This window comes from Lysinibacillus sp. COL-1 (assembly GCF_059814265.1).
On the sequence record NZ_JCAWSJ010000004.1, the window covers coordinates 1,812,076 to 1,835,602 of the forward strand.

The 23,527-nt window shown below is 39.2% G+C and carries 26 protein-coding genes and 1 pseudogene; 20 read left to right on the forward strand and 7 right to left on the reverse strand.

Translation table 11 applies throughout. The annotated features are described in order from the left end of the window. Window positions 1-58 precede the first annotated feature (58 nt). From AC6BKE_RS17175 to AC6BKE_RS17185, 3 genes are all read left to right on the forward strand, one after another. On the forward strand, window positions 59-781 hold the full coding sequence (locus tag AC6BKE_RS17175; RefSeq protein ID WP_230594005.1) for a toast rack family protein: 723 nt from the start codon (window positions 59-61) through the stop codon (window positions 779-781). A gap of 400 nt (window positions 782-1,181) precedes the next feature. Continuing rightward, entirely contained in the window at window positions 1,182-1,706 is a 525-nt protein-coding gene (locus AC6BKE_RS17180) for a tubby C-terminal domain-like protein (RefSeq protein ID WP_036128993.1), read from the forward strand. 26 nt (window positions 1,707-1,732) lie between these two features. Next, the gene (locus AC6BKE_RS17185; RefSeq protein WP_231745129.1) at window positions 1,733-2,461 is read left to right on the forward strand and encodes an alpha/beta hydrolase; all 729 of its coding nucleotides are present in this window, start codon (window positions 1,733-1,735) and stop codon (window positions 2,459-2,461) included. Window positions 2,462-2,657: 196 nt separating this feature from the next. Here AC6BKE_RS17185 and AC6BKE_RS17190 read toward each other — a convergent pair whose 3' ends face one another. Then, window positions 2,658-3,128 (reverse strand): hypothetical protein, encoded by a 471-nt coding sequence (locus tag AC6BKE_RS17190; protein ID WP_036129003.1) that lies wholly within the window; start codon window positions 3,126-3,128, stop codon window positions 2,658-2,660. Window positions 3,129-4,188: 1,060 nt separating this feature from the next. On the opposite strand from AC6BKE_RS17190, the gene AC6BKE_RS17195 reads away from it, so the two are divergent. From AC6BKE_RS17195 to AC6BKE_RS17205, 3 genes are all read left to right on the forward strand, one after another. After that, the gene (locus tag AC6BKE_RS17195; protein WP_230594003.1) at window positions 4,189-4,587 is read left to right on the forward strand and encodes a hypothetical protein; all 399 of its coding nucleotides are present in this window, start codon (window positions 4,189-4,191) and stop codon (window positions 4,585-4,587) included. 215 nt (window positions 4,588-4,802) lie between these two features. After that, a complete protein-coding gene (locus AC6BKE_RS17200) occupies window positions 4,803-5,348 on the forward strand; it encodes a histidine phosphatase family protein (RefSeq protein ID WP_089932291.1) in 546 nt (181 codons plus the stop codon). Window positions 5,349-5,836: 488 nt separating this feature from the next. Further along, complete coding sequence (locus tag AC6BKE_RS17205) at window positions 5,837-6,403, forward strand: hypothetical protein (RefSeq protein WP_089932289.1); 567 nt, start codon at window positions 5,837-5,839, stop codon at window positions 6,401-6,403. 860 nt (window positions 6,404-7,263) lie between these two features. Here the strand turns inward: AC6BKE_RS17205 and AC6BKE_RS17210 are convergent. From AC6BKE_RS17210 to AC6BKE_RS17220, 3 genes are read right to left on the reverse strand one after another with little or no spacing between them, the layout of a single operon-like run. Continuing rightward, entirely contained in the window at window positions 7,264-9,735 is a 2,472-nt protein-coding gene (locus tag AC6BKE_RS17210; protein WP_499857407.1) for an ABC transporter permease, read from the reverse strand. Continuing rightward, the gene (locus AC6BKE_RS17215; protein WP_445299961.1) at window positions 9,735-10,463 is read right to left on the reverse strand and encodes an ABC transporter ATP-binding protein; all 729 of its coding nucleotides are present in this window, start codon (window positions 10,461-10,463) and stop codon (window positions 9,735-9,737) included. Before AC6BKE_RS17215 ends, AC6BKE_RS17210 begins: the two co-directional genes overlap by 1 nt. 52 nt (window positions 10,464-10,515) lie before the next feature. Further along, window positions 10,516-11,130 carry a sigma-70 family RNA polymerase sigma factor gene (locus AC6BKE_RS17220; protein WP_283778132.1) on the reverse strand — a complete coding sequence of 205 codons (615 nt, stop codon included), beginning with the start codon at window positions 11,128-11,130 and terminating at the stop codon, window positions 10,516-10,518. A 106-nt stretch (window positions 11,131-11,236) separates the two neighbouring features. On the opposite strand from AC6BKE_RS17220, the pseudogene AC6BKE_RS17225 reads away from it, so the two are divergent. From AC6BKE_RS17225 to AC6BKE_RS17250, 6 genes and pseudogenes are all read left to right on the forward strand, one after another. Next, window positions 11,237-11,476: pseudogene (locus AC6BKE_RS17225) on the forward strand (DoxX-like family protein); the annotation flags it as partial. A 149-nt stretch (window positions 11,477-11,625) separates the two neighbouring features. Continuing rightward, window positions 11,626-12,063, forward strand: coding sequence for a hypothetical protein (locus AC6BKE_RS17230; RefSeq protein ID WP_036128969.1), 438 nt, complete (start codon window positions 11,626-11,628; stop codon window positions 12,061-12,063). Between the two features lie 162 nt (window positions 12,064-12,225). Then, window positions 12,226-13,908 carry a methyl-accepting chemotaxis protein gene (locus tag AC6BKE_RS17235; protein ID WP_499857409.1) on the forward strand — a complete coding sequence of 561 codons (1,683 nt, stop codon included), beginning with the start codon at window positions 12,226-12,228 and terminating at the stop codon, window positions 13,906-13,908. 71 nt (window positions 13,909-13,979) lie between these two features. Continuing rightward, on the forward strand, window positions 13,980-14,936 hold the full coding sequence (locus AC6BKE_RS17240; RefSeq protein ID WP_499857410.1) for a hypothetical protein: 957 nt from the start codon (window positions 13,980-13,982) through the stop codon (window positions 14,934-14,936). A 608-nt stretch (window positions 14,937-15,544) separates the two neighbouring features. Continuing rightward, window positions 15,545-17,074, forward strand: coding sequence for a right-handed parallel beta-helix repeat-containing protein (locus tag AC6BKE_RS17245; protein WP_499857412.1), 1,530 nt, complete (start codon window positions 15,545-15,547; stop codon window positions 17,072-17,074). Between the two features lie 458 nt (window positions 17,075-17,532). Continuing rightward, window positions 17,533-17,724, forward strand: a complete 192-nt coding sequence (locus AC6BKE_RS17250; protein ID WP_036128950.1) for a hypothetical protein — start codon at window positions 17,533-17,535, stop codon at window positions 17,722-17,724. Between the two features lie 62 nt (window positions 17,725-17,786). On the opposite strand, the gene aac(6') is transcribed toward AC6BKE_RS17250, so the two are convergent. Then, window positions 17,787-18,221: an aminoglycoside 6'-N-acetyltransferase gene (gene aac(6'), locus AC6BKE_RS17255; RefSeq protein WP_499857414.1), complete on the reverse strand. Its 435-nt coding sequence runs from the start codon at window positions 18,219-18,221 to the stop codon at window positions 17,787-17,789. A 122-nt stretch (window positions 18,222-18,343) separates the two neighbouring features. Between aac(6') and AC6BKE_RS17260 the strand changes: the two genes are divergently transcribed. The 3 genes from AC6BKE_RS17260 to AC6BKE_RS17270 are packed head-to-tail and all read left to right on the forward strand — an operon-like array spanning window position 18,344 to window position 20,218. Further along, window positions 18,344-18,940, forward strand: a complete 597-nt coding sequence (locus AC6BKE_RS17260; RefSeq protein WP_499857415.1) for a class I SAM-dependent methyltransferase — start codon at window positions 18,344-18,346, stop codon at window positions 18,938-18,940. Window positions 18,941-18,966: 26 nt separating this feature from the next. Beyond that, on the forward strand, window positions 18,967-19,542 hold the full coding sequence (locus AC6BKE_RS17265) for a DNA-3-methyladenine glycosylase I (protein ID WP_036128944.1): 576 nt from the start codon (window positions 18,967-18,969) through the stop codon (window positions 19,540-19,542). Beyond that, window positions 19,532-20,218 (forward strand): DUF1963 domain-containing protein, encoded by a 687-nt coding sequence (locus tag AC6BKE_RS17270; protein WP_340808874.1) that lies wholly within the window; start codon window positions 19,532-19,534, stop codon window positions 20,216-20,218. The genes AC6BKE_RS17265 and AC6BKE_RS17270 overlap by 11 nt, the downstream gene beginning before the upstream one ends. On the opposite strand, the gene AC6BKE_RS17275 is transcribed toward AC6BKE_RS17270, so the two are convergent. Next, on the reverse strand, window positions 20,212-20,520 hold the full coding sequence (locus tag AC6BKE_RS17275) for a hypothetical protein (protein ID WP_036128940.1): 309 nt from the start codon (window positions 20,518-20,520) through the stop codon (window positions 20,212-20,214). The genes AC6BKE_RS17270 and AC6BKE_RS17275 overlap by 7 nt on opposite strands. A 72-nt stretch (window positions 20,521-20,592) precedes the next feature. Between AC6BKE_RS17275 and AC6BKE_RS17280 the strand changes: the two genes are divergently transcribed. Together AC6BKE_RS17280 and AC6BKE_RS17285 are read left to right on the forward strand one after the other, a co-directional pair. Then, window positions 20,593-20,796 carry a hypothetical protein gene (locus AC6BKE_RS17280; protein ID WP_170829805.1) on the forward strand — a complete coding sequence of 68 codons (204 nt, stop codon included), beginning with the start codon at window positions 20,593-20,595 and terminating at the stop codon, window positions 20,794-20,796. 161 nt (window positions 20,797-20,957) lie between these two features. After that, the gene (locus tag AC6BKE_RS17285; protein WP_036128937.1) at window positions 20,958-21,257 is read left to right on the forward strand and encodes a hypothetical protein; all 300 of its coding nucleotides are present in this window, start codon (window positions 20,958-20,960) and stop codon (window positions 21,255-21,257) included. 116 nt (window positions 21,258-21,373) lie between these two features. Here the strand turns inward: AC6BKE_RS17285 and AC6BKE_RS17290 are convergent, their stop codons facing one another. After that, on the reverse strand, window positions 21,374-21,898 hold the full coding sequence (locus AC6BKE_RS17290) for a hypothetical protein (protein ID WP_036128935.1): 525 nt from the start codon (window positions 21,896-21,898) through the stop codon (window positions 21,374-21,376). Between the two features lie 237 nt (window positions 21,899-22,135). Between AC6BKE_RS17290 and AC6BKE_RS17295 the strand changes: the two genes are divergently transcribed. From AC6BKE_RS17295 to AC6BKE_RS17305, 3 genes are all read left to right on the forward strand, one after another. Further along, a complete protein-coding gene (locus AC6BKE_RS17295) occupies window positions 22,136-22,522 on the forward strand; it encodes a hypothetical protein (protein ID WP_036128933.1) in 387 nt (128 codons plus the stop codon). 87 nt (window positions 22,523-22,609) lie between these two features. Continuing rightward, window positions 22,610-23,230 carry an NAD(P)-dependent oxidoreductase gene (locus tag AC6BKE_RS17300; RefSeq protein ID WP_101966603.1) on the forward strand — a complete coding sequence of 207 codons (621 nt, stop codon included), beginning with the start codon at window positions 22,610-22,612 and terminating at the stop codon, window positions 23,228-23,230. 15 nt (window positions 23,231-23,245) lie between these two features. Next, the gene (locus AC6BKE_RS17305) at window positions 23,246-23,428 is read left to right on the forward strand and encodes a hypothetical protein (protein ID WP_036128929.1); all 183 of its coding nucleotides are present in this window, start codon (window positions 23,246-23,248) and stop codon (window positions 23,426-23,428) included. Window positions 23,429-23,527: the final 99 nt, after the last annotated feature.

The following is a 23,527-nucleotide window of genomic DNA, read 5'->3' on the forward strand; positions in this document are numbered from 1 at the left end:
TAAAAGGTTGACTCCTATATAATGAAATTATTGGTAGATTATATGGTGGGAGGAAATCATGTTGAAAAAATTAGTTGGTTTAGGTGTCATAATGGGTACATCTGTATTGGTCTTATCGGGGTGTTTCTCCTTTATTCCAAACAACAAGATGCGAGAGGAAGCCATCTTGGTAGAAAAGGATAAAGTGAAAGCATTAGAGGTAGACATTGATCTAGGTGTTGGTGAACTGACAGTATCGAGCGGTGCGAAGGAATGGGTAGAGGGCAAGGCCGACTATAATATTAAAAAGCTAGCCCCACAGGTAGACTATGATGTCCACGGCGATACGGGAGAAGTGGATATTCAGCATAAAGGCTCTACAAAGCTAGGAATCTCAAATATTAAAAACACTTGGGCAATCCAACTGAATGACAGTATCCCGATGGATTTGACAGTTGAAACAGGCGCATCCCTTGCAAACCTAGATTTACAGGGGCTCCAGCTGGAAAAGCTTGATATTGATGCAGGTGTCGGTGATGTAACGGTTAATTTAGGTGGCGATTGGAAAAAGAGCTTTAAGACATCGATTGAAACGGGCGTCGGTCAAACAACCGTTATTTTACCATCAAAGGTTGGTGTCAAATTAACGACAGAGAAGGGCATCGGATCTTCAAATATAGAGGGTCTTGTATCCAAAGGCCAGGGTGTCTATGTCAACGAAGCCTATGATAAGGCAGATGTTGTGCTAGAGGTTCATTCGGAATTGGGTGTCGGAGATATTACCTTTAAATTAGATCAATAAAGGAAAATGTAGTAGGCTACTTAAAATACAGTAGTCTACTTTTTGTATGGCCAAAAAAATAAATAAAAGTGAAACCTTTTGCTTGGATAAAAGACTCTAAGTATGGAAGGAGGGGAAACAAGTATGGAACAAAGCCTTTGATCCAATAGCACAACATGTTGAAAAATTAATCATTACGCCTTATGTTTCCATTCCATCAGGAGGTGGGAGCGTTCAAATAGACGCTGATGGCAAAGAAACACATATCCCATTCAATCCATCAGCCTATAAAGAAGTGAAGTTCCAACCATTTACAGTAGAAGTACCCATACAATAATAGGAGCGTCAAATACATCCTTTGTATTTGGCGCTTATTTTATGGTAGCTTTAAGAAAGTTATTGTTTTGAAGGAGCGAAAGTCGTGAAAATTTATACATACAAGCAACCAGCAGCCATCGAGTCAACAGAGGCCATCCAAATTATCAATGAAGCGGGGGAGGTATCGTCCACTGTTCAACGTGTTTATTCCAATGCTCTAAAAAAAGCATTTGACCGCACAATGGACTATCGTTATTTTGTTCGCTTTGATGTCAATGATCGCAACGGTCGACCACTTTTTACGTGTAAAAAAGTATCCCGTCGTGGGCGCGTACATTTCAGAGGCAAGGATTTGGTGTCAGGCAAAGACTATATGATTGCCTATGATGGCTGGCAAATCATGATTCCTGATTTACTGATTACAAATGGTGAACAGCAAATCAAGCTCAACAAAGAAATGGAGGGCTGGTCTGTATTTACAGTGAATGAGCAGCCTATCGCACGTTGGCAAGCTACTTTCTGTGAGACGCATTTTGATATTACGCTAGAAATTGAAGACAGTAGTCCCATCCAGGAGGAAGCCTTTTTTATTGCGATAGGACAGGCAGTATTGTTTGTGGGGGCATAAACGAATTCGAGAAAGGGCTTGATTGTGTGCTGAAGATACTACCAGCGAAAGAAATTTATTTACAGGGAAATGAGCATGCCGTATTACTTTTACATTCTTTTACAAGTCATACAAGAGATATGAAGAAAGTAGCCACTTCATTACATGCACAAGGCTACACTTGCTATGCACCATTATACCGAGGACACGGTCATACCCCAGAACAGTTATTACACTATCAGGTAGACGACTGGTGGCAGGATGTAGTCAATGCCCACCAATTTTTATTGAATGAAGGCTATCAGAAAATTTCGGTCATTGGCTTATCCATCGGTGGCATTTTTACTTTAAAGCTTGCCCAATTCGAAAAGCTATCACAAATCATTGTCTTATCAGTACCAATTGATAAGGAGCCAGCGCAATTAAAACAAAGAATAATTGATTATGCTTACAATTATAAAACGATAGAGGGCAAATCAGCGTCTCAAATTTCACAGGAAATGGAGCCATTTCACCACATGGCGTTAGATGCTATGAGCGCATTTCAACAGTTTATCCAAGCAACGATGCAGCAGCTTGATAGAATTACCGTTCCTATCGCTATCTACTACGGTGAACGCGACGATGCATCGTATGCACAAAGCGCTGAAACGATTTATCAACATGTTCACTCTTCCACTAAGCAGAAGAGGGGCTTTAAAAACGCTAAACATTTGATGACATTAGGCCGGGATCAAGATGAAATCATACAGGAGATAATAGATTTTTTGGAATAAATGCTAATGGAGGAATGTTGCAGGACATACCAAAATGCCTTTTTGCCAAGCATCCTGAATATTTTTGAAAAATAATTCTATATTAAGGGGTTTTCAATAGAATACATAATTATTTTAAAAACATGTAATAGCTTTTGATAAAATTTGAAGGAAACCTAATTTTTGCGGGTTTCCTATTCTTATTAAGTAACAAATTTTACAATGTAACCACATTATTTTTAGACAGGATTAAATAGCAGTTATTTGATTCCCGCTTATAGTGTCCTACATGAAATTCATTCAGGTTTATTAAATCCTTGAAGTATTTTGGGACAGGGCAATTCCAATTGATATTTTCTATTTTTAGTGGAAAATTGTCTTCATTAGGATTGGGCGTATGAATATAGACTGAATCCAAACCACAATCTTCATCTACTAACTCAATCCACAATTGATATGGTTTTCCGAGTGTTTCAAGCTTTTCTAATAAACTGTTATGTAAGGCTATATAGGCTTTTATATGCGTTCTTCGTATTTTCAAACTGGTATTCCCCAATCCATAAAAATCAAGATGGGTGTGCCACAAATCAAACCAACCTTCTTTGCCAAAGTCTAAATCATATTGCTCTGCTACTGTTTCTTGCCATAAGTTACGGAAATAACGCTTTTTCCCACGAAACTTTTTCAAAATGATTGTTCCCCCATTTAAACATGTTTTTAACTTTTTGAACCCCTCTACACGAATGCTTGTTCTTGTGTTGATTATAGCAAGGATTCGAGCGTGCATCCAATATCAAAATTTTCCTTGAACAGAGCATTTTGAAAACCTGATGTGCAATTCATAACAATGAACAGAAACGATTCTGTCTGCTATGGTGACGATATTGTAATTGGTTCTGGTGATAGAGGTTTTATCAAAAAATTGCAAGACTGGGGAGACGAGCTGATTCAAAAAATGAAGTTTTAAATTATCATTATTTTTTCACTAGGCATTTTTAAAAATTGAAAAAACGGTTTCATGCTATTTCATCGTATTGACGGGACTTCGTATTGGGCCAAAACGTAATAGTTGTAGAATGGATTCATGTTCAGTTAATGGTGCACGCTAGTTGAAGAAATGGTAACTATAGTGTGTTCGATGTTTAGTTTATATAACAGAGTTTTGCGAAAATTATCGTTGTATGCTACATTCAAAATGCTCATATAACTTGTGCTGGTATCTTTAATAGTTAAAAACAGAGTAATGTTGCATAGTGCCTTCAATCATATTGGGGGCATTTAGGCGACACAGTTCCAAAAGGTTCCTATCAATTACTCGGCTACACAAATGTAGCTCTGCTCGTCATTCCAGAGGAAAATGTAGTAGCAGTAAGAATGTTCAACCGTTATGGTTCATCTGAAGGATACGATTATCTAAACGACATTCGGTCTTTTGGAGATACTGTTTATAAATGTTCCTTAAAGACAAGTACAACCCAATAATGGTAGGTGTTTCAGATTCGACGACAGCTCCCAAAAAAGGTTGGAAATTAATATTAGACTTTGGTAAATTAGAGCTTTTTTATTATTTTACTAAAGGGGGCATTAATTAAATAACAAGAAAGAGGTATCCATCTCATATGAGGTGATCTTTTTTATTTAAACGGTGTCAAGATGCAAGAGTTGTGGAACGGATTCTTATTCAACTAACGAAGCAGTTTAGTTGAATATGTAACTTTTGGTAGACAATTGGTGTCTATATAAAAGAGGTGGGTGGATTGAAAATAAAAAAATTATTCTATGGTTTGATCGCATTAGCTTTATTCATGATTACAGGATGCAATATTCAAGGAGGAACTACAACAGTATCAATTGACAGTATAGATGCCGAAGAAGTTTTAACATTAGATTCTGATGCTGATATTTTCCAGTATGATGGAGTTATCTACAAAACTAATATTGATTGGGTTGAAGAATTGTCTTTAACAAAAGATGTTCAAATCAGTGAAATAAAAACAAAAAATGATGCTAATACAGATTTTAGAGATGAGATGTCGAATAAACTTCCTGTTGGTACAAAGATTTTTTCTACCAAAGAACGAGGAGATATTTTAATTGTTGAATCTGAAGGACAAATCAAAAAATATCTTGCAATTGTTGAAGGGTAAGCAAAGTATCTTGTTCAACAAGCGTGGTGCGCTAATTGAATAGCTAGAATGATGTATCCATCTCATACGAAGTGGTCTTTTTTATTTATACATGGTCAAAACGTAAGAGTTGTGGCAACGGATTCTTGTTCAGCTAACGACTCGGATTGTGTTAGAAGGAAAATTAATGACAATCATAGAAACTTACTTATAACACCTAATTGGGAGGGGCATGTATGACAAAGGAAATTTATGTTGTGAGACATTGTGAAGCAAGGGGACAAGCTGCTGAAGCACAGCTAACAGAACAAGGAGAAAAACAAGCAGAATTATTAGTGAGGTTTTTTTCCAATAAAAAAATTGACCAAATAATTTCAAGCCCATTTTTACGTGCTATTCAATCAGTTGAGCCTATAAGCCAGAAAAAAAACTTAAAAATAGAAATAGATGAGCGTTTGTCAGAACGTATCCTTTCTACAACAGATTTACCTGATTGGTATGAAAAGCTGAAAGAAACATTTAATGATGCAGAGTTAAAATTTGAAGGAGGAGAATCAAGTCAAGAAGCAATGAATCGAATAGTAAATGTAGTAGATGACGTTTGTAAAAGTGAAATTGAAAACACATTGATAGTTACGCACGGTAATATCATGTCGTTATTGCTAAAAAATTTTAATAATGACTTTGACTTTGAATGTTGGAAAAATCTTCGTAATCCAGATGTTTTTCAATTATGCTTAACAGAAAATGAAGTAAATATAGAACGAATATGGCAAGGTTAAACGACAATAAAATAGTAGGTTTTATTTCGCTAATGGGGCCTTTAACTGGATAGCTAGAAAGATGTCCCTATCTCATAATTAGAATTTTCACCTTTTCATCCAATGTCATTCTCAATTGTTAGGATAAAACCAATAGATGCACCCAATCGTTAGGGAAAATCTAATGACTGAGGTGCATGTTTCTTTCTAAATTAAAGGATCTTTTGTTTTTGTTTCTCCAGTTGGATTCTTTCGTATTCCACCTCTAATTCTCTGTGTTTAATCAAATACTCTTTTTTTATTTGATACACCTTAATCACACTGAAAATCGCAATAATAAAGGCAAATACAAGCATTAATAATTGTATATTTGAGAAATACAAAAAAACACCTCACTTTCTTTATATATTATACATTTATCTGGATATTATGTATAATGAAGTTAATATTACATTATCCATTAATGTAATATTTTAACATAAATAAATAAAACAAGGAGGTTTGCTGTGATGAAGAAGCTTCAATTTTTTATTTGTGGTTTGATTGTTACGTTGATTGCTGCTACAATTTTTCCGAATTTTGCGAATGCTAATGAATTTGGACGTAAAGAAAGTGCTTTAGCCGAATCCATCTACTATAACTTGGCTACACAAACATTAGAGTTTGATGAAGAAGCTGCCCAGGAATTATATCATTTCTCAGATGAAGAATTAAATTATTACGAATCTCTCGAATCACTATCTCCTAATGAGGTTCATCATAAACTTTTAACCTTTGGGCTAGACATGGAAAATTACGATGGTACAATCCTTTATAAAGAGAATGAAGATGGAGAAGTAACACCATATGCTGTTATCGCATGGCTTGCCGGAATTGGTTTGGTTTCTTTCATAGGCTATTTCTTCTGGGACCGATACTTGACACATAAAGAAAAAATGAATTACATGAATAAATGCTTTGCACAGGGTGGCAACCCCATCATTGACTCAAGAGATGATGCTGGTTTAAATGGACAAACCAATGCGACGGAGGCTAGAAAAATCGGTGGTTATAATTTTGCTTGCCAAAAACCATAACCTTCAATGGAATGGGCAACTCGTCGAAAAAATGACGAAACGAATGTGAGAGCCCTTCAAAATCTGAATTTTGAACAGTAAAGACAACGAGGCTGGGACATAACTCATTTATTGAGAAAAAGCAAAAAATAAATGTTATTTTTGTGATTTATTAAAGTTTATGTGTTCTAATAACGCAAAAAAATGTTAGACCAAACTTGTAAATGGTCTAACATTTTTTCTTTTGTCCCAGCCTCGTTTTCATAGTGTTGAAAAACAAAACTATCAATAGCATTTTTGTGAAAGGTGAGAGGTGAGAGGTGAGAGGTGAAAGGTGAAAAAGGATTTCCGTTGCAGGCTACTTGCTTTTTCTTGTGGGCGAGCGCCGAGCCGCTTCGTGCAGGGGATCGCCTGTCTCACTATCCCACGGGAGTCAAGTAGCCTTCCACTTCAACCCACAAAAATGGTACCTTTTTAGCAAAGGTTTTCAACTAAAGTGAAAGTATTCATTACTCTTTATGGAAGGGTGTTGTCACTCATCACTTCTCCACATGGAAAATAAGAGCCTATCCTTTCTCTCATCATACAAATAATGGGCTATTTTGTTTACTACGGCTCGTATGAAAGATAAGGACAAGACACTTTTGCCACATGGTGATTGGAGTGGAGCCAGCGTCACTCCTAGGGGATTTAGCGTCACAGATGAGACCCTGGAGCGAAACGCAGTGAGTGAAGCGGCTCATCGGACGCCCCCTGGAAAGGACGCTGGCGGAGCGGAAATCACCCGCTCACCTTGCCAAAGGTTCTTTTTCTGCTATTGACATCACCTTTTTTCAACAACAATAACAACAGCCCTTCTGATATAGAAGGGCTGTTGTTATTTAGATTTCCACGATTTCATTCGCTAATTTTTGTCGGCTAATCCAATAGCCTTGGAGCGTAAAGACAATAAGTGTTGCTATTAAGAAGGCGCTGCTTGTGATGCCTAATGTTAAGTAGTCATAGGACATCGGAGAGCTTTCATCAATGAATCCCAGCATTCTTGTTAAAATAAGTCCAATAAACGTGCCGACAGTGAGGCCATATAGCACAAACGATAGGACTTGCGTCAAAATAAGTTTTATTAAACCATTTGGTGATAAGCCTATCAATCGCTGAATGACATAGTCACTACGTTTAGTATAAATGGTATGCAGTAATGTTTGCAGTACACCAAGGACAGTAGCGACAATTAATAGTACAAAGACGCCGACAAATAGGCTCCAACGTTGGAAGAACATTTCACGGGATTGCTCCATCATGGTCACTTTATCCGTAAATTTCAAGGCTGGCCAGCGCTCTTCTAAGAATGACAGGTCAGACAATGCTTGCTCAGGGTTAGTCGTTTCGACCATAATGTCTTCAATGATTGTGTGGTCCTGAGAAGTGAGGAAGGATGACCAATCCACGATTAATTCTGCGTAGTGAAGAGGTGCATCAATAATTCCTATAATTTGTAATTCACCTGTTGGCCGATCCTGCTGTGCAGCAACATCATAGGAGCCTATTGTAATACGATCACCAACCGATAAATGATGACGATTCGCCAAGCTTTTTGTCACTAACAGTCCATCCTGTAAAGGGCCCTCGATTTTTGGCAACTTCCCTAATTGTCCAAATTGCTCGATATCAATGGTTGTATAGTTCTCTGGTAGCCATTCATCGCCGAGTTGCAGGGCAATGTACGCATTATTACTTTGTGCATAAGCATACTGCACGCTTGGCAAGGCCTCCATTTCCTTAATAACTGCGGGTGTAAGGGTTGGATCATTTAATTCATTATTGATTTTTACAGCGGTTTCGTATTGTGATTCGGTGAAGGCTAGGTCATTATGCTGTAACGTTTTCATTAACGAGCTACCAAAGGTTAAAATGACCATTAATCCAATAATGCTGAGCACAATCGGCCTATTTTTGCGTACTTGTGGCATGACTTGCTGGCACGCTAAATAGGCTTCCTTGCCAAACACTGCACGAATCGGCTTTAATGCAACCTGAAGGAGGGCTGTAAACAGATAGGGGATGAATAACAGTAAAATCCCACAAATCAAGATCGTTCCGATTAAAATCAAGAGTGCTCCTTGATTGCTTCCTGTTCCTGTCAGTTGTGCTTGCAACAAAAACAAAACAGCGATAATTCCTCCAATGCCGACCATGATCGTTTTCCATTTGGTCCAACGAAGACGTAAATTTTCATTGTCTGTTGCGATTTGTAATGGCAATAATCTGGCACTTTTTGCTACTTGCCATTGTGTCATTACCTGAAGAATCAAGAAGCTCGAAAGTGCGATCACAATCACAAAAGGAAGAGGAAGCTCTGTTCTAGCATTTGGTAAATGTAAGAGGCTAATCAATTGTGGTAGCCAAATTTTTATTACCAGTAAGCTCATCGTTGTTCCGAGCATAACCCCAAAGCAAATAATAAGTGATAATTGTAGTTTGACAATGCGCCTAACTTGCTGCACTGATGCACCGAGAGCACGTAAAATCATCAGCTGTTCTTTAATTTTATAAAATAATAGCTGGAAAGTGGACAGTAATAAAACACTTGCAATGAGTAAAATAAAGACAGCTAGGACAATCATAAAAATCATTAAGCTTTGTAAATTTCTTTTAAACAAATCATAATCACTCATGACATCTACACGAAGAGTTTCATCAAGTTGCTTGATCTCTGTGCCAACTGCCTTAGCAAGGCCATCCTCTGTTTTAATAAGTGCAAACATACCAGTAGTTTGTGGCTGACTATTATTCATCCATGTTTTCACAATGGTATTTGGCAACAATATGATATTAGGGCTATCCGTACCTTTCATCGTTGGTAAAATTTCTCGGACAATAAAATTCTTCGTTTGAATATGAATGGTGTCTCCGACGTTCTTCTTGAAAATACGTGCCACATTTTCTGAAATAATGGCATCGTTCGGACCAAGATTCATCTCGAAATGATAGCGGCTTTTCACAAGGTCATCATTTTCTACGCCAACGGTATAAAAGGTTGTGCTTTTTTCTTGCTCAACCTTTGTGTGAGCTAAAGATACATTAGACACTTGGGTGACACCTGCTAGGCTGGAAAGTAACTCTATTTGTTGTGTCGTTAACAGCTGATGTTGATCTGGATTATAGCCGACCATTATATCCATTTCTCCGTACAAGGCTTGGATGTCAGCCTTCATTTGATTATGGGCGTTTAAAGCGTAGACACTCATCGTCATCACAAGGCAAATGGAGATGGTTATAATGCTAATACTCGTTAGGACATTTGCCCAAGCGGCACGAAAAAGTTTTAGGGCAACGGCACGCATTGTAAACATTATCGCTCCCCCCTCGTAGCCTGCTTAAATTTCATTAAAATACAATCCAAATCCTCTTCATTTCGCTGGTTTTGATAGGAGTCTACAATCGCACCGTCATGGAAGAACAACACCCGATTGGCATAGGTAGCAACATAAGGGTCATGAGTGACAAGTAAAATCGTTTGTTGACTCTTTTTTTGAAGCTCAACAAGCAACTCCAATATCTCATCCGTCGTATTGACGTCCAGCGCTCCTGTTGGCTCATCAGCTAGCAAAATAGGCGGATTTGCGATAATGGCACGAGCAATAGCAACCCGTTGCTTTTGTCCTCCTGATAGCTCATGTGGTCGATGCTTTGCCCAAGCGCCGATTTTCAGTTTTTCCATCATGTGCTGCACGCGCACTTTAATGTCCTTACTAGAAACATCATTTAAAATAAGGGGGAGTGCAATATTATCTTCCACGGATAAATCTTTTAACAGATGAAAGGATTGGAAGATAAAGCCGATATTTTCTTTACGAAATTGCGATGCTTTGGGCTCTTGATATATATCCTGAGCCTCCTGACCAAATAAAAATAATGCCCCGTCTGTTGGTTCATCAATCGCACTAATCATATTCAGTAGGGTGCTTTTACCAGAGCCGCTTGTCCCCATAATGGCCACCATCTCTCCTTGATAAATGGTGCAATGGATATTTTTTAAGGCGTTCACGGTGTGATGCTTTTGCTGATAAATTTTGGACATCCCTTCAACACGTAACACTTCCGTTAAACGTCCTTCAGGGATGGGTATTGCATTAATGACTTCTTTCAACGGATTGAACCCACTCATCAAGATATGCCCCCTTTAATTGTTGTCGTAATGCTTGCAAGCCACGGCGAATATGTGTTTTGACGGTGCCTTCAGGGCATTGTAAAATCGCTGCAATATCCTTGACGGAGTAGTCCTGATAAAATCGTAGCAATAACACCGTTTTATACTTTTCCTCAAGCTGGCAAAGAGCCTGCCATAAATCCAGCTCTTCCTCGATATATGTAGGAGATGTACTTTTTAAATCCTCTAAGGTTTGTGGTTCGACAAGCTGAACCTTCTTTTTCTTGGCTATATAGGTTTTACAGCAATTGATCATAATGCGGGTTAGCCAAGTGGTAAAATAGTGCGGCTCCTTTAATTGTGCTAAGCCCTCAAAGGCTCGAATAATCGTTTGCTGAAAAACTTCTACGGCGTCGTTTTCATTTTGTACATAGACATAGGCCATACGATAAAGCTTATGCTGCTCCAGCTCAATTAGCTGATAAAACGCTTGCTCATCGCCATGTTGGGCTAAGGCTACAAGAGATTGTTGCGTGGTTGTAATGAAAATCGCCTCCTTTTCAACTATTAGACTCGGCAAGTCGTCATTTCGATTCAAGTTTTTTATTTTTATGAAGAAACTTAATAAGCATACCCATTTAATAGAAGGTTAGCAATTTACTGCTATAATGATAGTGGTTTAATCGAAAAAAAGGAGTGAGTTTATGAGCAAAAAACCTATTTATGTTGAGATAGACATCCAGGCTCCTATAGAAAAAGCATGGGATTATACACAAAAACCACAGCTGCATGAGCAATGGGATTTACGTTTTACATCCATTACATATATACCGAAAAGAGCACCTGAGGAGTCACAGCGTTTTACCTATGAAACGAAGGTCATACCAGGTTTACAGGTTAGTGGCTGGGGAGAAAGCAAGGGGGAGCATCATAAAGAAAATGGCATCATTGACCGCTTCGCATCGGATGACGATATTGGGGATTCCTTTTTTACAAATTGATTATCATATTGAAAGAAATAAGGTAGATTGGCAGGAAATGACTAGTTCAAACGAGAAGGTCCTTATAGAGTCAACTAAAAAGGAGTGATGGTTTGCGTTTAACAAAAGGAATTACTGGTTTTGATGCCGAGCATTTAATCGAGCAGGATATGCGTACGTTTCAGTCGATGGTGTACCATTTAGTGACAAGTGAACAGCGAGCAAAAGTAAGACAATTTATCGATGAACCTCCCTTTGTCTACATGCAGGCAATGGTGGACTTAGATGGGGAGAAGCTGACAATTCTTCATCATCGATATATGCCCTATATTGCGTTTGCGAAGCAGAATGAGGAGCTTCCCTTTACATTTTTATCAAAGCCTCGGCTACACAAATATTTTCCCATGCGTAAATGCTTAGAAGCGACTACTCTTACGACATTACTATCAAAGGATCAGGCTTTACATAGCTTATCAGTGACGGAATGGCGGTACATCGCTTATTTTAATAGCCAAACGATTGGTGACGTTATGTTTAATGCTTGGGATTGATTGTAGTTCAATATACTCAAGACGAAAGATGCTATAAAAAACACTATATTGACCAAGTTATTTCTGGAAATCTAGTAAAAATTCCTAAAGCCACCAATCCTTCTTGTTAAATGGTAGATTACTATTTATGGAATAGATATGGAAAATAAGGAGTTTTTGCAGATGAAGTTCAAAACAATCAGTCGACGCATTGTTTTTTCCTTTAGTATTGTCATCGCCATCATGATAGGCTACATTGCGTACAATTATTATGCCATCACACAAAGCAACAATGCGACAGAACAAATTGTTCAGCAAGAATTACAATTATTAATTGCAGATTTTGAGCAAGCACAAACAATTGATTTAAGAATAGCGGCAGTTAGAGGCTATGTACTGTCTGGTAATGAAAAATATAAAGAGATTTTCCAAGATAATGTGGCGAAGGCAGCCGACAACGAGGAAAAACGATCAGCACTCACAACCTCAGGTGAATTCGGGAAATATGCGCAAATGGCAAAGGAATGGAATCGTTATATTGAACAACAAGTATTTGCAGTATATGACAAGGGTCAAACCGAACTTGCTATCCAAAATTTAACGAAAATGGATGACACGGCAACCGCGATTCGTGAGGGCTATGAAGGGTTAGCGGCGCAACGAAAGCAAGCCATTAATGAGGTAGGCACGGACATGATTGCTGCTGGTGAAAATAAACAGCTAATTGCGATTGTCGTAGGTATTTTCATTGTCCTGCTAGCCGTGATGATTGAACTACTAAGTGCCCGTGGTATTTCAAGACCCATTATTACATTAACAGAGCGTATGCAACGAATGACGAAGGGGGATTTAAGCGAGCCCCCTTTACCTATTCAATCAAAGGATGAAGTGGGCCAGTTGATGGAAGCGACCAACACAATGGCAGATATTTTAAATCAACTCTTGAAACATATTCAAACAGTGTCGGATGAGGTAGCGGCTCATAGTGAGGAGCTTTTGCAGTCAACCACAGAGGTAAAAGCAGGTACAGAACAAGTTGCCACTACTGTAACAGAAATCGCCAGTGGTACAGAACGACAGGCAAACCATGCAGCAGATGTCGCTTCCTCCATAAACGACTTTGCTGTCAAAGTAACGACTGTTCATGACGGCAGTAAAGACGTTCAACAATATTCGCAGGAAGTCAAAGCTTTAACAGAAGAAGGTAGAGATGCCATGACCTCTTCCACAAAGCAAATGGAAGCGATTCAGCAGATGGTAAAGAACGCGGTGGATCAGGTAACTGGTTTCAGTAAACAAACACAAGAAATTTCTAAGCTTGTAGCGGTCATTCAAAATATTGCGGCACAGACAAATTTATTAGCACTGAACGCAGCGATTGAAGCAGCCCGAGCTGGGGAACAAGGAAAGGGCTTTGCGGTGGTAGCCGACGAGGTTCGCGCATTAGCCGAGCAGGTGGCCTTCTCCGTTGATGATATTACAGCCATTGTAGGAGCCATTCAGGATGATTCGAGGACAGTGACCTCCTCATTAGAGCAAGGCTATGGGGAAGTAGAAAAAGGCACAGCGCAAATTGCCACGACCAATACAACATTCTATCGTATTGCAGATGCGATCGATGCCATTGCAGCAAGCATTGATGGGATGTCATCCGATTTGCACGGGGTTGTTCACAATACTGTCACGATTCACCAATCTGTCGATGATATTGCGGCTGTCTCTGAACAGTCAGCGGCAGGTATTCAGGAAACATCGGCAACCATTGAACAGGCTGCAAGCTCTATGGAGGAAATGAAACATAGTGCCGAGCATTTAGCAGAAATGGCCGAACAATTAAATGGCCTCATTCGTCGCTTCAAACTATAGAAAATTGCGCTTGATTTCAAACTTCCAACACATTTACGCTGTATACTATTGCATTGGAAGGTGGAATCATTTTGAGAAAATATTTACTTTTATTATTAATGAGTACTTTATTCATGGCACCAGTTGCCTATGCCCATACGATGGATAAAAGTACACTATTCACAGATGTCCCTGAAACAGCCTCCAATATTCAGGACATTATGGTATTACACAGTATCGGGCTTCTTGGGTACAATGGCAAAGATATGGCCTTAAACCCAACAGACAACTTATCACGCAAGGATTTTGCAGGCTGGGTAGGTGGCTTCTTTGGCCTAGCAGGATCGACTGTAGATGAGCTAGCACAAGCAGCACAAAAAGAGGATTACGTTTCTTCCTTAGAGGGGGACCTTACGTACAAAGAAATTAATACTGCCCTTTTTCATCATAAACTAGAGCTAGCGAATCCAGATGCAACCATGACAAAAGAGGAGTACATTGCGTTCTTAACAGAGAACCTAACATTTGATATGGGTGGTCATACGCTTATTCAAATGGGCGGCTTTGCAGAAGGACCAACAGGTACTATTGAAGATGTCGTAACAGGTGACGAAACAGGGCTCATCATTGGTGGTAAAACATACATGCTGTCAGGACACCCGCGCATCTTTGCTGATTCAACAGATGCCAAAAACTGGGTAGGTCAACAACTGGAACGCTCTATTTTCACAACAGCAGGAGATCATCATCATGGTCATGACGGTGGTCAAGAAGAAAGTCACGGGGATCATGCCGAAGGGCACGGCGACAGCCATGAACACGAAGCAGCAGCCTCGAATGAAGCTACTCTACAATATGTGCAAATTAGCTCCGCACAAGTAGCAAAAGAGGACGCCAAAGAAGTGCAGTCATCGAATGCAACGCCAAAAGAACAACAAACAGCCGCAGCAAATGACACAACATCCAACTCAAATACAGTATGGATGATTGCCATCCTAGTCGTGCTAGCAGCTATTTTCGCCTTTGTTTTTGTGAAACGAAAAAAATAAAGCAACTTATCGGAACCAGCAATGATCGAGGAAATTCGGTTATTGTTGGTTTTTTTTACAGGAAATGATTGCTATAATAAAGTAAAGTGCGGATAGTAAGCTAACATGATTTCATAGCATGATTCGCACCAAAAATATTGATGGAAATGCCGCTTGGACAGAACTATATTGGTTATTAATACCTATTTTTTATTTATAAACATTAATATTAAGGATATTTTGTTGAGAATTTATTTATTTTCGCAGTCACTCTCTGTAAGGAGAGTGTCGATTGAAATCTCCTGCCCCTCGTAACTGCCTGAGTGAATCCGTCACTTACTGCATAAAGAGTGTGCTATTCTTTAAAACTAAATAACCATCACAGATAAATAAAAAAGGTGAACAGCAACAGGTGGGGTCAGTTGACCTACAATCGCTGTTCATTTTTTATTCCCCAAAACCGTACACATTCATTAAAATGTCAAACCTTTCATGTGAATGCATGCATATTGCAGCAATTTTGCACAAAATTGAATAACCCTAAGCATGTTCGGTATATAAATAGGGTACGATCATTTTTTAGGCTAAGGAGTGTGCAAATGGCTGTACTTGTGGTGAAGAGGAGTATTATGCATCGGTATCAAAGTATCGGGCAGGCAATTGAAGAGGCAATGCCTGGTGATATGATTGAGATTCGGGATGGGATTTATGAGGAGAGCTTGGATATTTCCAAGCGGCTGACGTTGTATGGGGTTGGGAATGTGACCATCAAGGGTGGCGTTTTTATTCGCTATCAAACCCATGTGGATATGCGGAATTTACGGTTTCGGCAAGGTCAAGGGCTATATATCAAAGGGGATTTACAGTTAGAAAACTGTATTATTGAGGAGCAATTGATTCGGACACAGATGATGGTGAGCTATGGTAGTTTGCTGATGAAAAATTGTGCTGTGCTGGCGACATCGCTAAATCATTTTGGGCTGCGGGTGGCAAATGGTTCAAGTGTGATCCTCGTTGACACGACATTTGAGCATCATGTGAAGGCCCAAATCATTGCCCAAAATTGTGAGCTGACGTTGACGAATTGTCTGCTGCTGGAGGGGAAAAAGCATGGTATTTTTGCCATTCGTCATGTGAAGCTGGTGCTGGAGGACTGTGAGATTCATGGGCATGCCAAGGCACAAATTATTGCAGCAGCGAGTGAAATGGCTATGACGAATTGTCTGGTTCATCAGGGGCAAGGGGTAGGAATTCAGCTATTTGATGGCACAACTTTCCGGATGGATGGCTGTGAAATAAAAGAGCATCTCGATACGAATATGGTTGTCCACCGCAGTGAGCTAATGATCGCTGATTCAATCTTTTCAGATGGGCAAGGTCACGGTCTTTACCTTGGTGAAAAAACGGAAGCGAAGTTATATGATTGCCAATTTTATCGACATGTGAAGGCACAGATTCTGATTGAAAATAGCCAGGTAGAATTTCGTAAATGCCACATCCGAAATGGCATGGCTGTAGGTGTAGCGGTTGTCGATGAAGCAGATGTTTCGTTGACGGAATGTCAAATCCAAAATCATCAGCAATTCCATATCATTGTGGATGCCAGTGGACTTCAGCTTCGTCAATCTACCATTCAATTTGGACAATCGGGTGGTATTTATGGCAATGATCATGCCAAGATTATGATGCAACATACAATGATTCGAGAGCTGCAAAGCCATCACATCTATATAAACAATGCCCGTTTGTTTACACAGTATTGTACCTTTGAACAAATGCAAGGAAATGGTATTACTTGTATTGATGCCATTTTTGAAGTAGCCCATAGCTATTTTAAAGACGGTCAAGAAAGTCCTTATGCCATGATTTGGTCAGATCAATCAATGGGACGTATTGAACATTGTACGGTGGATGAGGCAGCTCGACCATTTTTAGCATTGTCCAATAAATCATTAATGGAGATGCGTCATACGGATATTCATGCAGTAAAGGCTCCGGCTGTGGTCCAGGAAAATAGTCAATTATTTGTGCAAGGGCAAGTTCATACAGGGACATGGCAAAAGGATGCAGCGTCCAAGGTTTCCTCAATTGAGGGTATGCAGGTGATGAAAGACCATAAGATAGAAATCACGAAACATGATATTAAAAAAATAATATAAAAGCCGATTATACAAATAAGATAAGTAGTTTCAATTTTGAAATTACTTTTTTTATGGAATGGAGAAAATAGGTTTTATTCATGTGAAAAGTGGGTAAAGGAATATGTTTGCACAGTTGAAAAACCTTGAGTTTGTGCAAAAGAACACGATAATTCGACAAAATGCATGATTATTTTTATAATAGAATAGATGTCATCCTGCGATTTCTGTAATATTTTGAATATTTTAATGGAAAAGCTATACAATTCCTTGTAAAAGTTATGATGAAAATAATAAAGTATAAATGAAATGTAAAAAAATTATTAAGTAATAATCGATAAGAGATTGATTATTTACGATGTTTTATCCTATAATTAGTAAAAATGGTTCATGTGATAAGAATAATTATACGTTATTTGAGAAATGTGTGTAATGATTTTACAATAATAAAATGACAGAGATATTGGGGTGATATGTGTATGTTTGGGCTGACAAAAGAAGAAATTATGTTGCTGCTAGAGGGGATTGAGTTAGCAGAAAAGCAAAAGAATGTGATTGCTGATATCTTACATTTAAACAATATGCGAATCGAACAACAACTCGCATTAATGATCCATTTAATCATAGATGAGCGCGAACGAAATATTTCCAACAATACATATCTAAACTAAAAAGTATCGAAAAATCACAGGTGAGCTACACAAAGCACCTGTGATTTTTTTGTCAGCCATTTTTATAATTTTTTTGTGAAGCAGATAATGCGATTGGTTTCTGTAAAACCGAGTTGTAGATGGACGCGTAAACTTTCTTCATTGTGCCATTCACAGTCACTAGCAAACGCTTGACAGCCTTTGTTCTTTGCCCATTGCTCACAGTGCGCTACAAGCTGTCTTGCATAGCCTTGCTGTCGATAATCTGCCATGACGAAAAGACCTTCTAAATAGCCTACGGGGCTAGAGTTAGTACCTTCTACATAATCCGTTCGCAATTGGCATTGAGCAAATCCAATGGCTTTAGCCTGGTCATAGGCTAGAAAAATAGCGGCGTTGTCTTCCTTTAAGAGCTGAGCCATCTGTTCGGCAAATGCCTCTAGTGAATGATTGGGCCAAAGCAGTAAGGCTAATGTGGCTGTTGCTAGAGCATCCGGTTGTGTTGCTTGCTTGATCATACAATCCCCCCTGGAAAAAAATGAAACGAAACGATTTTTAGCACGTACAAACTAGTAAGAGCTTCCACTAATGTTACATTTTCTATTTTAACACCAGTACTGAAAAAGGGGGAATCTACTGAATGTCACTCTTACAAACGTTAATTGAACAAGCGAAAAAACCTAATGGCTGGATTGGCTCATGGATGCTACGGATGATGAATATTGCCCATCGAGGTATGTATGCATGGCTCATTCGGCAAGGCGCCATCAATGATGGGGATCGTGTGTTAGACATTGGATGCGGGGGCGGAAAAACGCTTCAAATTCTATCCAATTTGAATCCAAATGGTATAATCTATGGTATAGATATTTCTGAGCAGGCAGTGAAGGAATCCATCAAGCTGAATGAAGCACGTGTCGCCAGTGGCAAAGTGGTGGTTAAAGAGGCGAGTGTGACAAGCATTCCATTCGAGGATCAATTTTTTGATGCCATTACAGCCTTTCAAACACATTATTTTTGGCCATCATTAGAACAGGATGTCAAGGAAGTATGGCGGGTGCTGAAAAACGGAGGAAAATTTATTATTATAGCAGAGCTATATAAAATGAATTACCATATGGAAGCTTATCAAACACCAGCTGCTATGAAGCAATTATTAGAACGTACAGGTTTTCAAACAGTCTATGTTACGGAAAAGTCGAGTAAAGGGTGGCTCTGTATGACAGCCATTAAGTAAGAGATACATAAAATGGAGGGAATAAAATGAAAAGATGTGATTGGGTCAAGTTAGATGAGCCTTTGTATGTGGCATACCATGACAAGGAGTGGGGAGTGCCAGTCTATGATGATCAGCATTTATTTGAAATGCTTTGTCTAGAGGGAGCACAGGCAGGGCTAAGCTGGTGGACGATTTTACAAAAGCGTGAAGGCTACCGTGAGGCATTTGATCAATTCGATGTGGAAAAAATTATACATTATACAGAGGACAAGCTACAGGCATTACAGCAAGACACACGAATCGTGCGCAATAAATTAAAAATTGCTAGTGTGGTGACAAATGCTAAAGCCTATCTACAAATCAAGGAAAAATACGGTTCATTCTCTGACTATATTTGGGGATTTGTTGATCACCAGCCATTGATGAATGAATGGGCATCTATAAAAGATGTACCTGTGACGACAGAAATTAGTGATCGTATGAGCAAGCAATTAAAGAAGGACGGCTTTAAATTTATCGGTAGCACGATTTGCTATTCCTTTATGCAGGCAGTTGGCATGGTGAATGATCATACAACGGACTGCTGCTGTCGCCAGAAGGAGCTAGCGCATGACAATTGAATATATTCGTGCGCAACTAGCAAAGCAGGCCACGATTTTTCAAACAGGTGGTATTCGACCGACACATGATTTATTGGAAAGCTGGATTGGCTATGTCGGCTGGTCTTTACCAGAGGAGGAACAACCACCATCTGGCTATCAGCCGCTTGCTACCTTCTTTTTAAAAGATCTACCCTATGTACCAGCAGCGCTAAAGCCTTTTCAATTAGTCACACTGTTTGTCGATGAACGTCTTTTGGATCATCTAATGGAGGATGATCTTAGTCCTTATTTTCATATTAGAACATACACGACATTGGAAGGTTTAGTAAAGCGTGAATGGCAGCATGATGGCATTCGTGCATTTCCTCTCCAACCAAAGCTTATTACGAATGACTATCCAGTATGGGATGGGGGAGGTATACCGCTTCAAATAGAAGAAGATATTTTGACCTTGGAGCATGAAGAGGAGCTAGAATATTTTGAGGATATCGTAGAAGACCTTTATCCGCTTCATAAAATCGGTGGCTACCCAAGCTTCTGTCAGAGTGGCTATGATTTTGGAGAGGATACACCATTTGTCCTTCAAATTGCCTCGGATGCGAAGGCACGATTGAACATTGTGGATCATGGCAATTTTTATTTTTTCTACAATCCAACAACGCAGACTTGGCGCGTCTATTGCGATTTCTACTGAAGGGAAGAGGGCTTGCCTTTTTCACGAACGGTCCAATCGATGATTCGGTTAATCAAGTATAAGCCGAGATACGCTCCTGTCAATAGAAAAAGAGGGTTTAAGAAAACCGCATGAATCGTTGTCATAAAAACCGCATCCTCAAGAATAATGTGCGTTATAGAAGTAGCAGCAATCGTGCTGAAAAGTATGGCAGCGATGATTCCTACTATGTTGAACAGCAGGCGAAAGATCGCCCATTTGAGCTGTAGATAAACCATAAGGCTCGGGATCACAATGGTGGTAGCCAGCATGAAAATGGTCATAACATCACATCCTTTCTTTCAGGATGCCCTTGTTCGCTTATGCATAAACATCATTGACGATAGGAGGAAAACATGTTGCGCTGGCAAGATGGAGAGGTGAAAAGAACAAAGAAGGTGAAAAGAGTGGAGCATAAAACGGTCGTAAAAAATGGCATTGGCTTTGGTTCAGTTTTAGCGATAACGATTTCATGGAGTGTCCATCATTCGATTATTTGGGCAATCATCCATGGCTGTTTTAGCTGGTTGTATGTTGTATACTATGCCATTACGCGCTAAGCTTGTCTGTCAAACTATCAACGAAGAGGTTGTTTGAATAAAAATAACTGAGGGTACATAAAAACAAATGTTCATAATTTTTGATTTGCCCGCATAAATAACAAAGTGCTCTTTTTCCAAGGCCAATTAAACTGTATGAACGTAGAAGAAAGGTTGATAGTATGACACATCAAGTAACGGCTTTAAGTAATGTTAATGGCAATGCTACGGGAGTGGAAGGTATTTTACAAAATGTAGCATTTATTTTATCAACGTTTACGATCCCCTGTCCGCTTCGAGAATATGCGATCAAGTGTGAAACTCGTAAACCCTTCCAACGTATAAAGAAGCTGAACACAACTCGCCTCATAGAATGTATTCAACGTTTTGAGCCACGAGCTGTTGTAGTAGATGTTGATTATCTTGGCGATGTCAATAGAGGAAAACTAGAGCCCATTGTCAAAGTGATTGTGAATGCATAATAGAAAAAAATGTATTCTGCCAGGTTTGAGTCAAATAACCTGGCAGAAGATCAAATTTGCTAGTAGTGGTAGGATTTATAGTATATGAATTGGTATCCAACAGGGCGTTCAAACATTTACGCTAGATTGGCACTTCTAATGGCGATAATTTGTTGGCAATCGATGATGAGTGGTGACGCGGCTGCACCGGCTACCTCAAAGAATGTTGCACAGCAAGTTTTAGGATCTAAGCTGATAAAATAAATACCCGCGAAGCTACCGCCACCTGCTAAAATAACATCTACGAAAGCCCCAGTAGACAGGCATTTTAATTGATGACAAATACAGCCTTTACAGTGGTGATCTTTAGCATGCTCCGCCTCGTAGTAATAATCTTCTTCATCACAGTATTTTTCCTCTTTTTTGCAATGGCAGTGCTTATGCTTTTGTTCCCGCTGACATGGCTCATTTTTTTGCCAACACTTGCATCCATCCTGTTTATGTTCCCATTTATATTGGTCATATTTATGCTTGCACTTGCATTCTTCTACTTTGTGCTCACATTTCTTCTGTAAATGACAATTACATTTTACATACTGTTCACAGCACTTTTCTTTTTTCTTATTCCAATTCATATAATGGCTAAATCTACTATCTTGCATCTTTTAATCTCCCTTTTTGTTAGTTTTTTAGTAATGGTAGCGCTAACCTTTACACTTATAATCTATGAAAGGATGAACGATACTTCTTGGTAATTGCCCCCTGCGACAGCTTAAAATTATTTTTTGAAAAATCAAGAGAGAGATAGCCATAGATAATTGTGATAACCCTAACAGTTTTCAGGAGAAAAGATTGCTAGACTTCCGCCTGTTAATTTCATGAAGAAATGGAGTGAATGTATGAAGAGAATACTGCAAATCTTCTTTCTTTTCATGTGCTTAATAGTAGTGATCTCATTGCTAATTGTACAAAGGCAGCCTTTAACCACAGCGACCAGTACGAATAGTCCAACTCCCTATGCAGAGGAGCTTGGCCAAAAATTACAGACTACAGATTTTACGAAAAAGGTGTTGCAGGCGATACGAGAGGTAGGCTACGCCCCTGATAGTACGGTTGGCTATTTAATAGACTCGCCAGAACATCAGGTCATCACGATTCAATTACACAATGGCGAAGAAATTGATGTAAGTACAGAAAGTGAGATTCAATCCATCATCGACGAGCTAGCCAGAAAAAACAATATCCCTCTATTTATGGTTAATGTCCAGCTAATAGAGGCTAAATGAGCTGAGAGGGAGGCACATGGGATAGTGTCTCCTTTTACATATAAAGGGAAATTAAAGCATGCTATAATAAGAAAAGAGGTGAGATCAATGAAAATCTTAGTATTAGGGGCGAGTGGACGTGTAGGTAGCCATCTAGTTGAGCTGGCATTAAAGGATCAGCACGAGGTCACTATATTGGTCCGTGATCCTGATAAAATACAGCAACATCATCAACAGCTGCGTGTTATTCAAGGAAATGTTTTAAATAGGCAGGATGTTGAGCAGGCAATGGTTAATGTGGGCGTGGTGGTCAGTGCATTAAATACAGATGGTCGCGATACATTATCGGCGAGTTTACCGTTGATACTTGAGGCGATGACACAACAACAGGTGAAAAGAATCATTACAATCGGAACAGCAGGGATTTTACAAAGTCGTGTTACACCGACGATTCTCCGCTATCAATCGACTGAATCTAAACAAAAATCCACGTTTGCCGCACAGGAGCACCAACATGTATTCGAACAATTACAGCAGTCTGATAGGGACTGGACGATTGTCTGTCCTACTTATCTACCTAAAGGAGCTTGGACAGGGAACTACCGAATCGAACGTGATTTCTTGCCAGAGGGTGGCACTCAAATTTCAGTAGCAGATACTGCAGACTTTGCCTATCAACAAATCTTTAGCGAGGAATTTTTGAAGACACGGGTAGGTATTGCGTATTAAAAAGGGGAATGAGAGATGAAAATTATTCATGCCATCATTGGTATGGTTATCATTGTCGTGGGACTTACATTCCTCAGTACAACGATTGAAGAGGCGTCTGTTAGAAATGTGATGCTGAAAATCTATGGCAGTATTCTAGTTTTTATGGGTACATTCTATCTCAAAAAAATTGCGAAATTTGGTAAGCAAATAGTCTAAATGAACTTATTGCTTTAACTTCTTTTCATACCAGCAGTCAATCCAATATTCAAAATGAGTGAAAAAATATACTGATATTTTCCTTTTTATAGAAGGTTT

Excerpts from the sequence above, each read along its gene's own strand:
- AC6BKE_RS17235 (WP_499857409.1), top strand. The coding sequence starts at position 12,226 with ATGAAGTTCAAAACAATCAGTCGACGCATTGTTTTTTCCTTTAGTATT.
- AC6BKE_RS17215 (WP_445299961.1), bottom strand. The coding sequence starts at position 10,463 with ATGTCCAAAATTTATCAGCAAAAGCATCACACCGTGAACGCCTTAAAA.
- AC6BKE_RS17265 (WP_036128944.1), top strand. The coding sequence starts at position 18,967 with ATGAAAAGATGTGATTGGGTCAAGTTAGATGAGCCTTTGTATGTGGCA.
- AC6BKE_RS17200 (WP_089932291.1), top strand. The coding sequence starts at position 4,803 with ATGACAAAGGAAATTTATGTTGTGAGACATTGTGAAGCAAGGGGACAA.
- AC6BKE_RS17260 (WP_499857415.1), top strand. The coding sequence starts at position 18,344 with ATGTCACTCTTACAAACGTTAATTGAACAAGCGAAAAAACCTAATGGC.
- AC6BKE_RS17205 (WP_089932289.1), top strand. The coding sequence starts at position 5,837 with ATGAAGAAGCTTCAATTTTTTATTTGTGGTTTGATTGTTACGTTGATT.
- AC6BKE_RS17300 (WP_101966603.1), top strand. The coding sequence starts at position 22,610 with ATGAAAATCTTAGTATTAGGGGCGAGTGGACGTGTAGGTAGCCATCTA.
- AC6BKE_RS17245 (WP_499857412.1), top strand. The coding sequence starts at position 15,545 with ATGCATCGGTATCAAAGTATCGGGCAGGCAATTGAAGAGGCAATGCCT.
- AC6BKE_RS17275 (WP_036128940.1), bottom strand. The coding sequence starts at position 20,520 with ATGACCATTTTCATGCTGGCTACCACCATTGTGATCCCGAGCCTTATG.
- AC6BKE_RS17175 (WP_230594005.1), top strand. The coding sequence starts at position 59 with ATGTTGAAAAAATTAGTTGGTTTAGGTGTCATAATGGGTACATCTGTA.
- AC6BKE_RS17210 (WP_499857407.1), bottom strand. The coding sequence starts at position 9,735 with ATGTTTACAATGCGTGCCGTTGCCCTAAAACTTTTTCGTGCCGCTTGG.
- AC6BKE_RS17280 (WP_170829805.1), top strand. The coding sequence starts at position 20,593 with ATGTTGCGCTGGCAAGATGGAGAGGTGAAAAGAACAAAGAAGGTGAAA.
- AC6BKE_RS17270 (WP_340808874.1), top strand. The coding sequence starts at position 19,532 with ATGACAATTGAATATATTCGTGCGCAACTAGCAAAGCAGGCCACGATT.
- AC6BKE_RS17305 (WP_036128929.1), top strand. The coding sequence starts at position 23,246 with ATGAAAATTATTCATGCCATCATTGGTATGGTTATCATTGTCGTGGGA.
- AC6BKE_RS17250 (WP_036128950.1), top strand. The coding sequence starts at position 17,533 with ATGTTTGGGCTGACAAAAGAAGAAATTATGTTGCTGCTAGAGGGGATT.
- AC6BKE_RS17285 (WP_036128937.1), top strand. The coding sequence starts at position 20,958 with ATGACACATCAAGTAACGGCTTTAAGTAATGTTAATGGCAATGCTACG.
- AC6BKE_RS17295 (WP_036128933.1), top strand. The coding sequence starts at position 22,136 with ATGAAGAGAATACTGCAAATCTTCTTTCTTTTCATGTGCTTAATAGTA.
- AC6BKE_RS17290 (WP_036128935.1), bottom strand. The coding sequence starts at position 21,898 with ATGCAAGATAGTAGATTTAGCCATTATATGAATTGGAATAAGAAAAAA.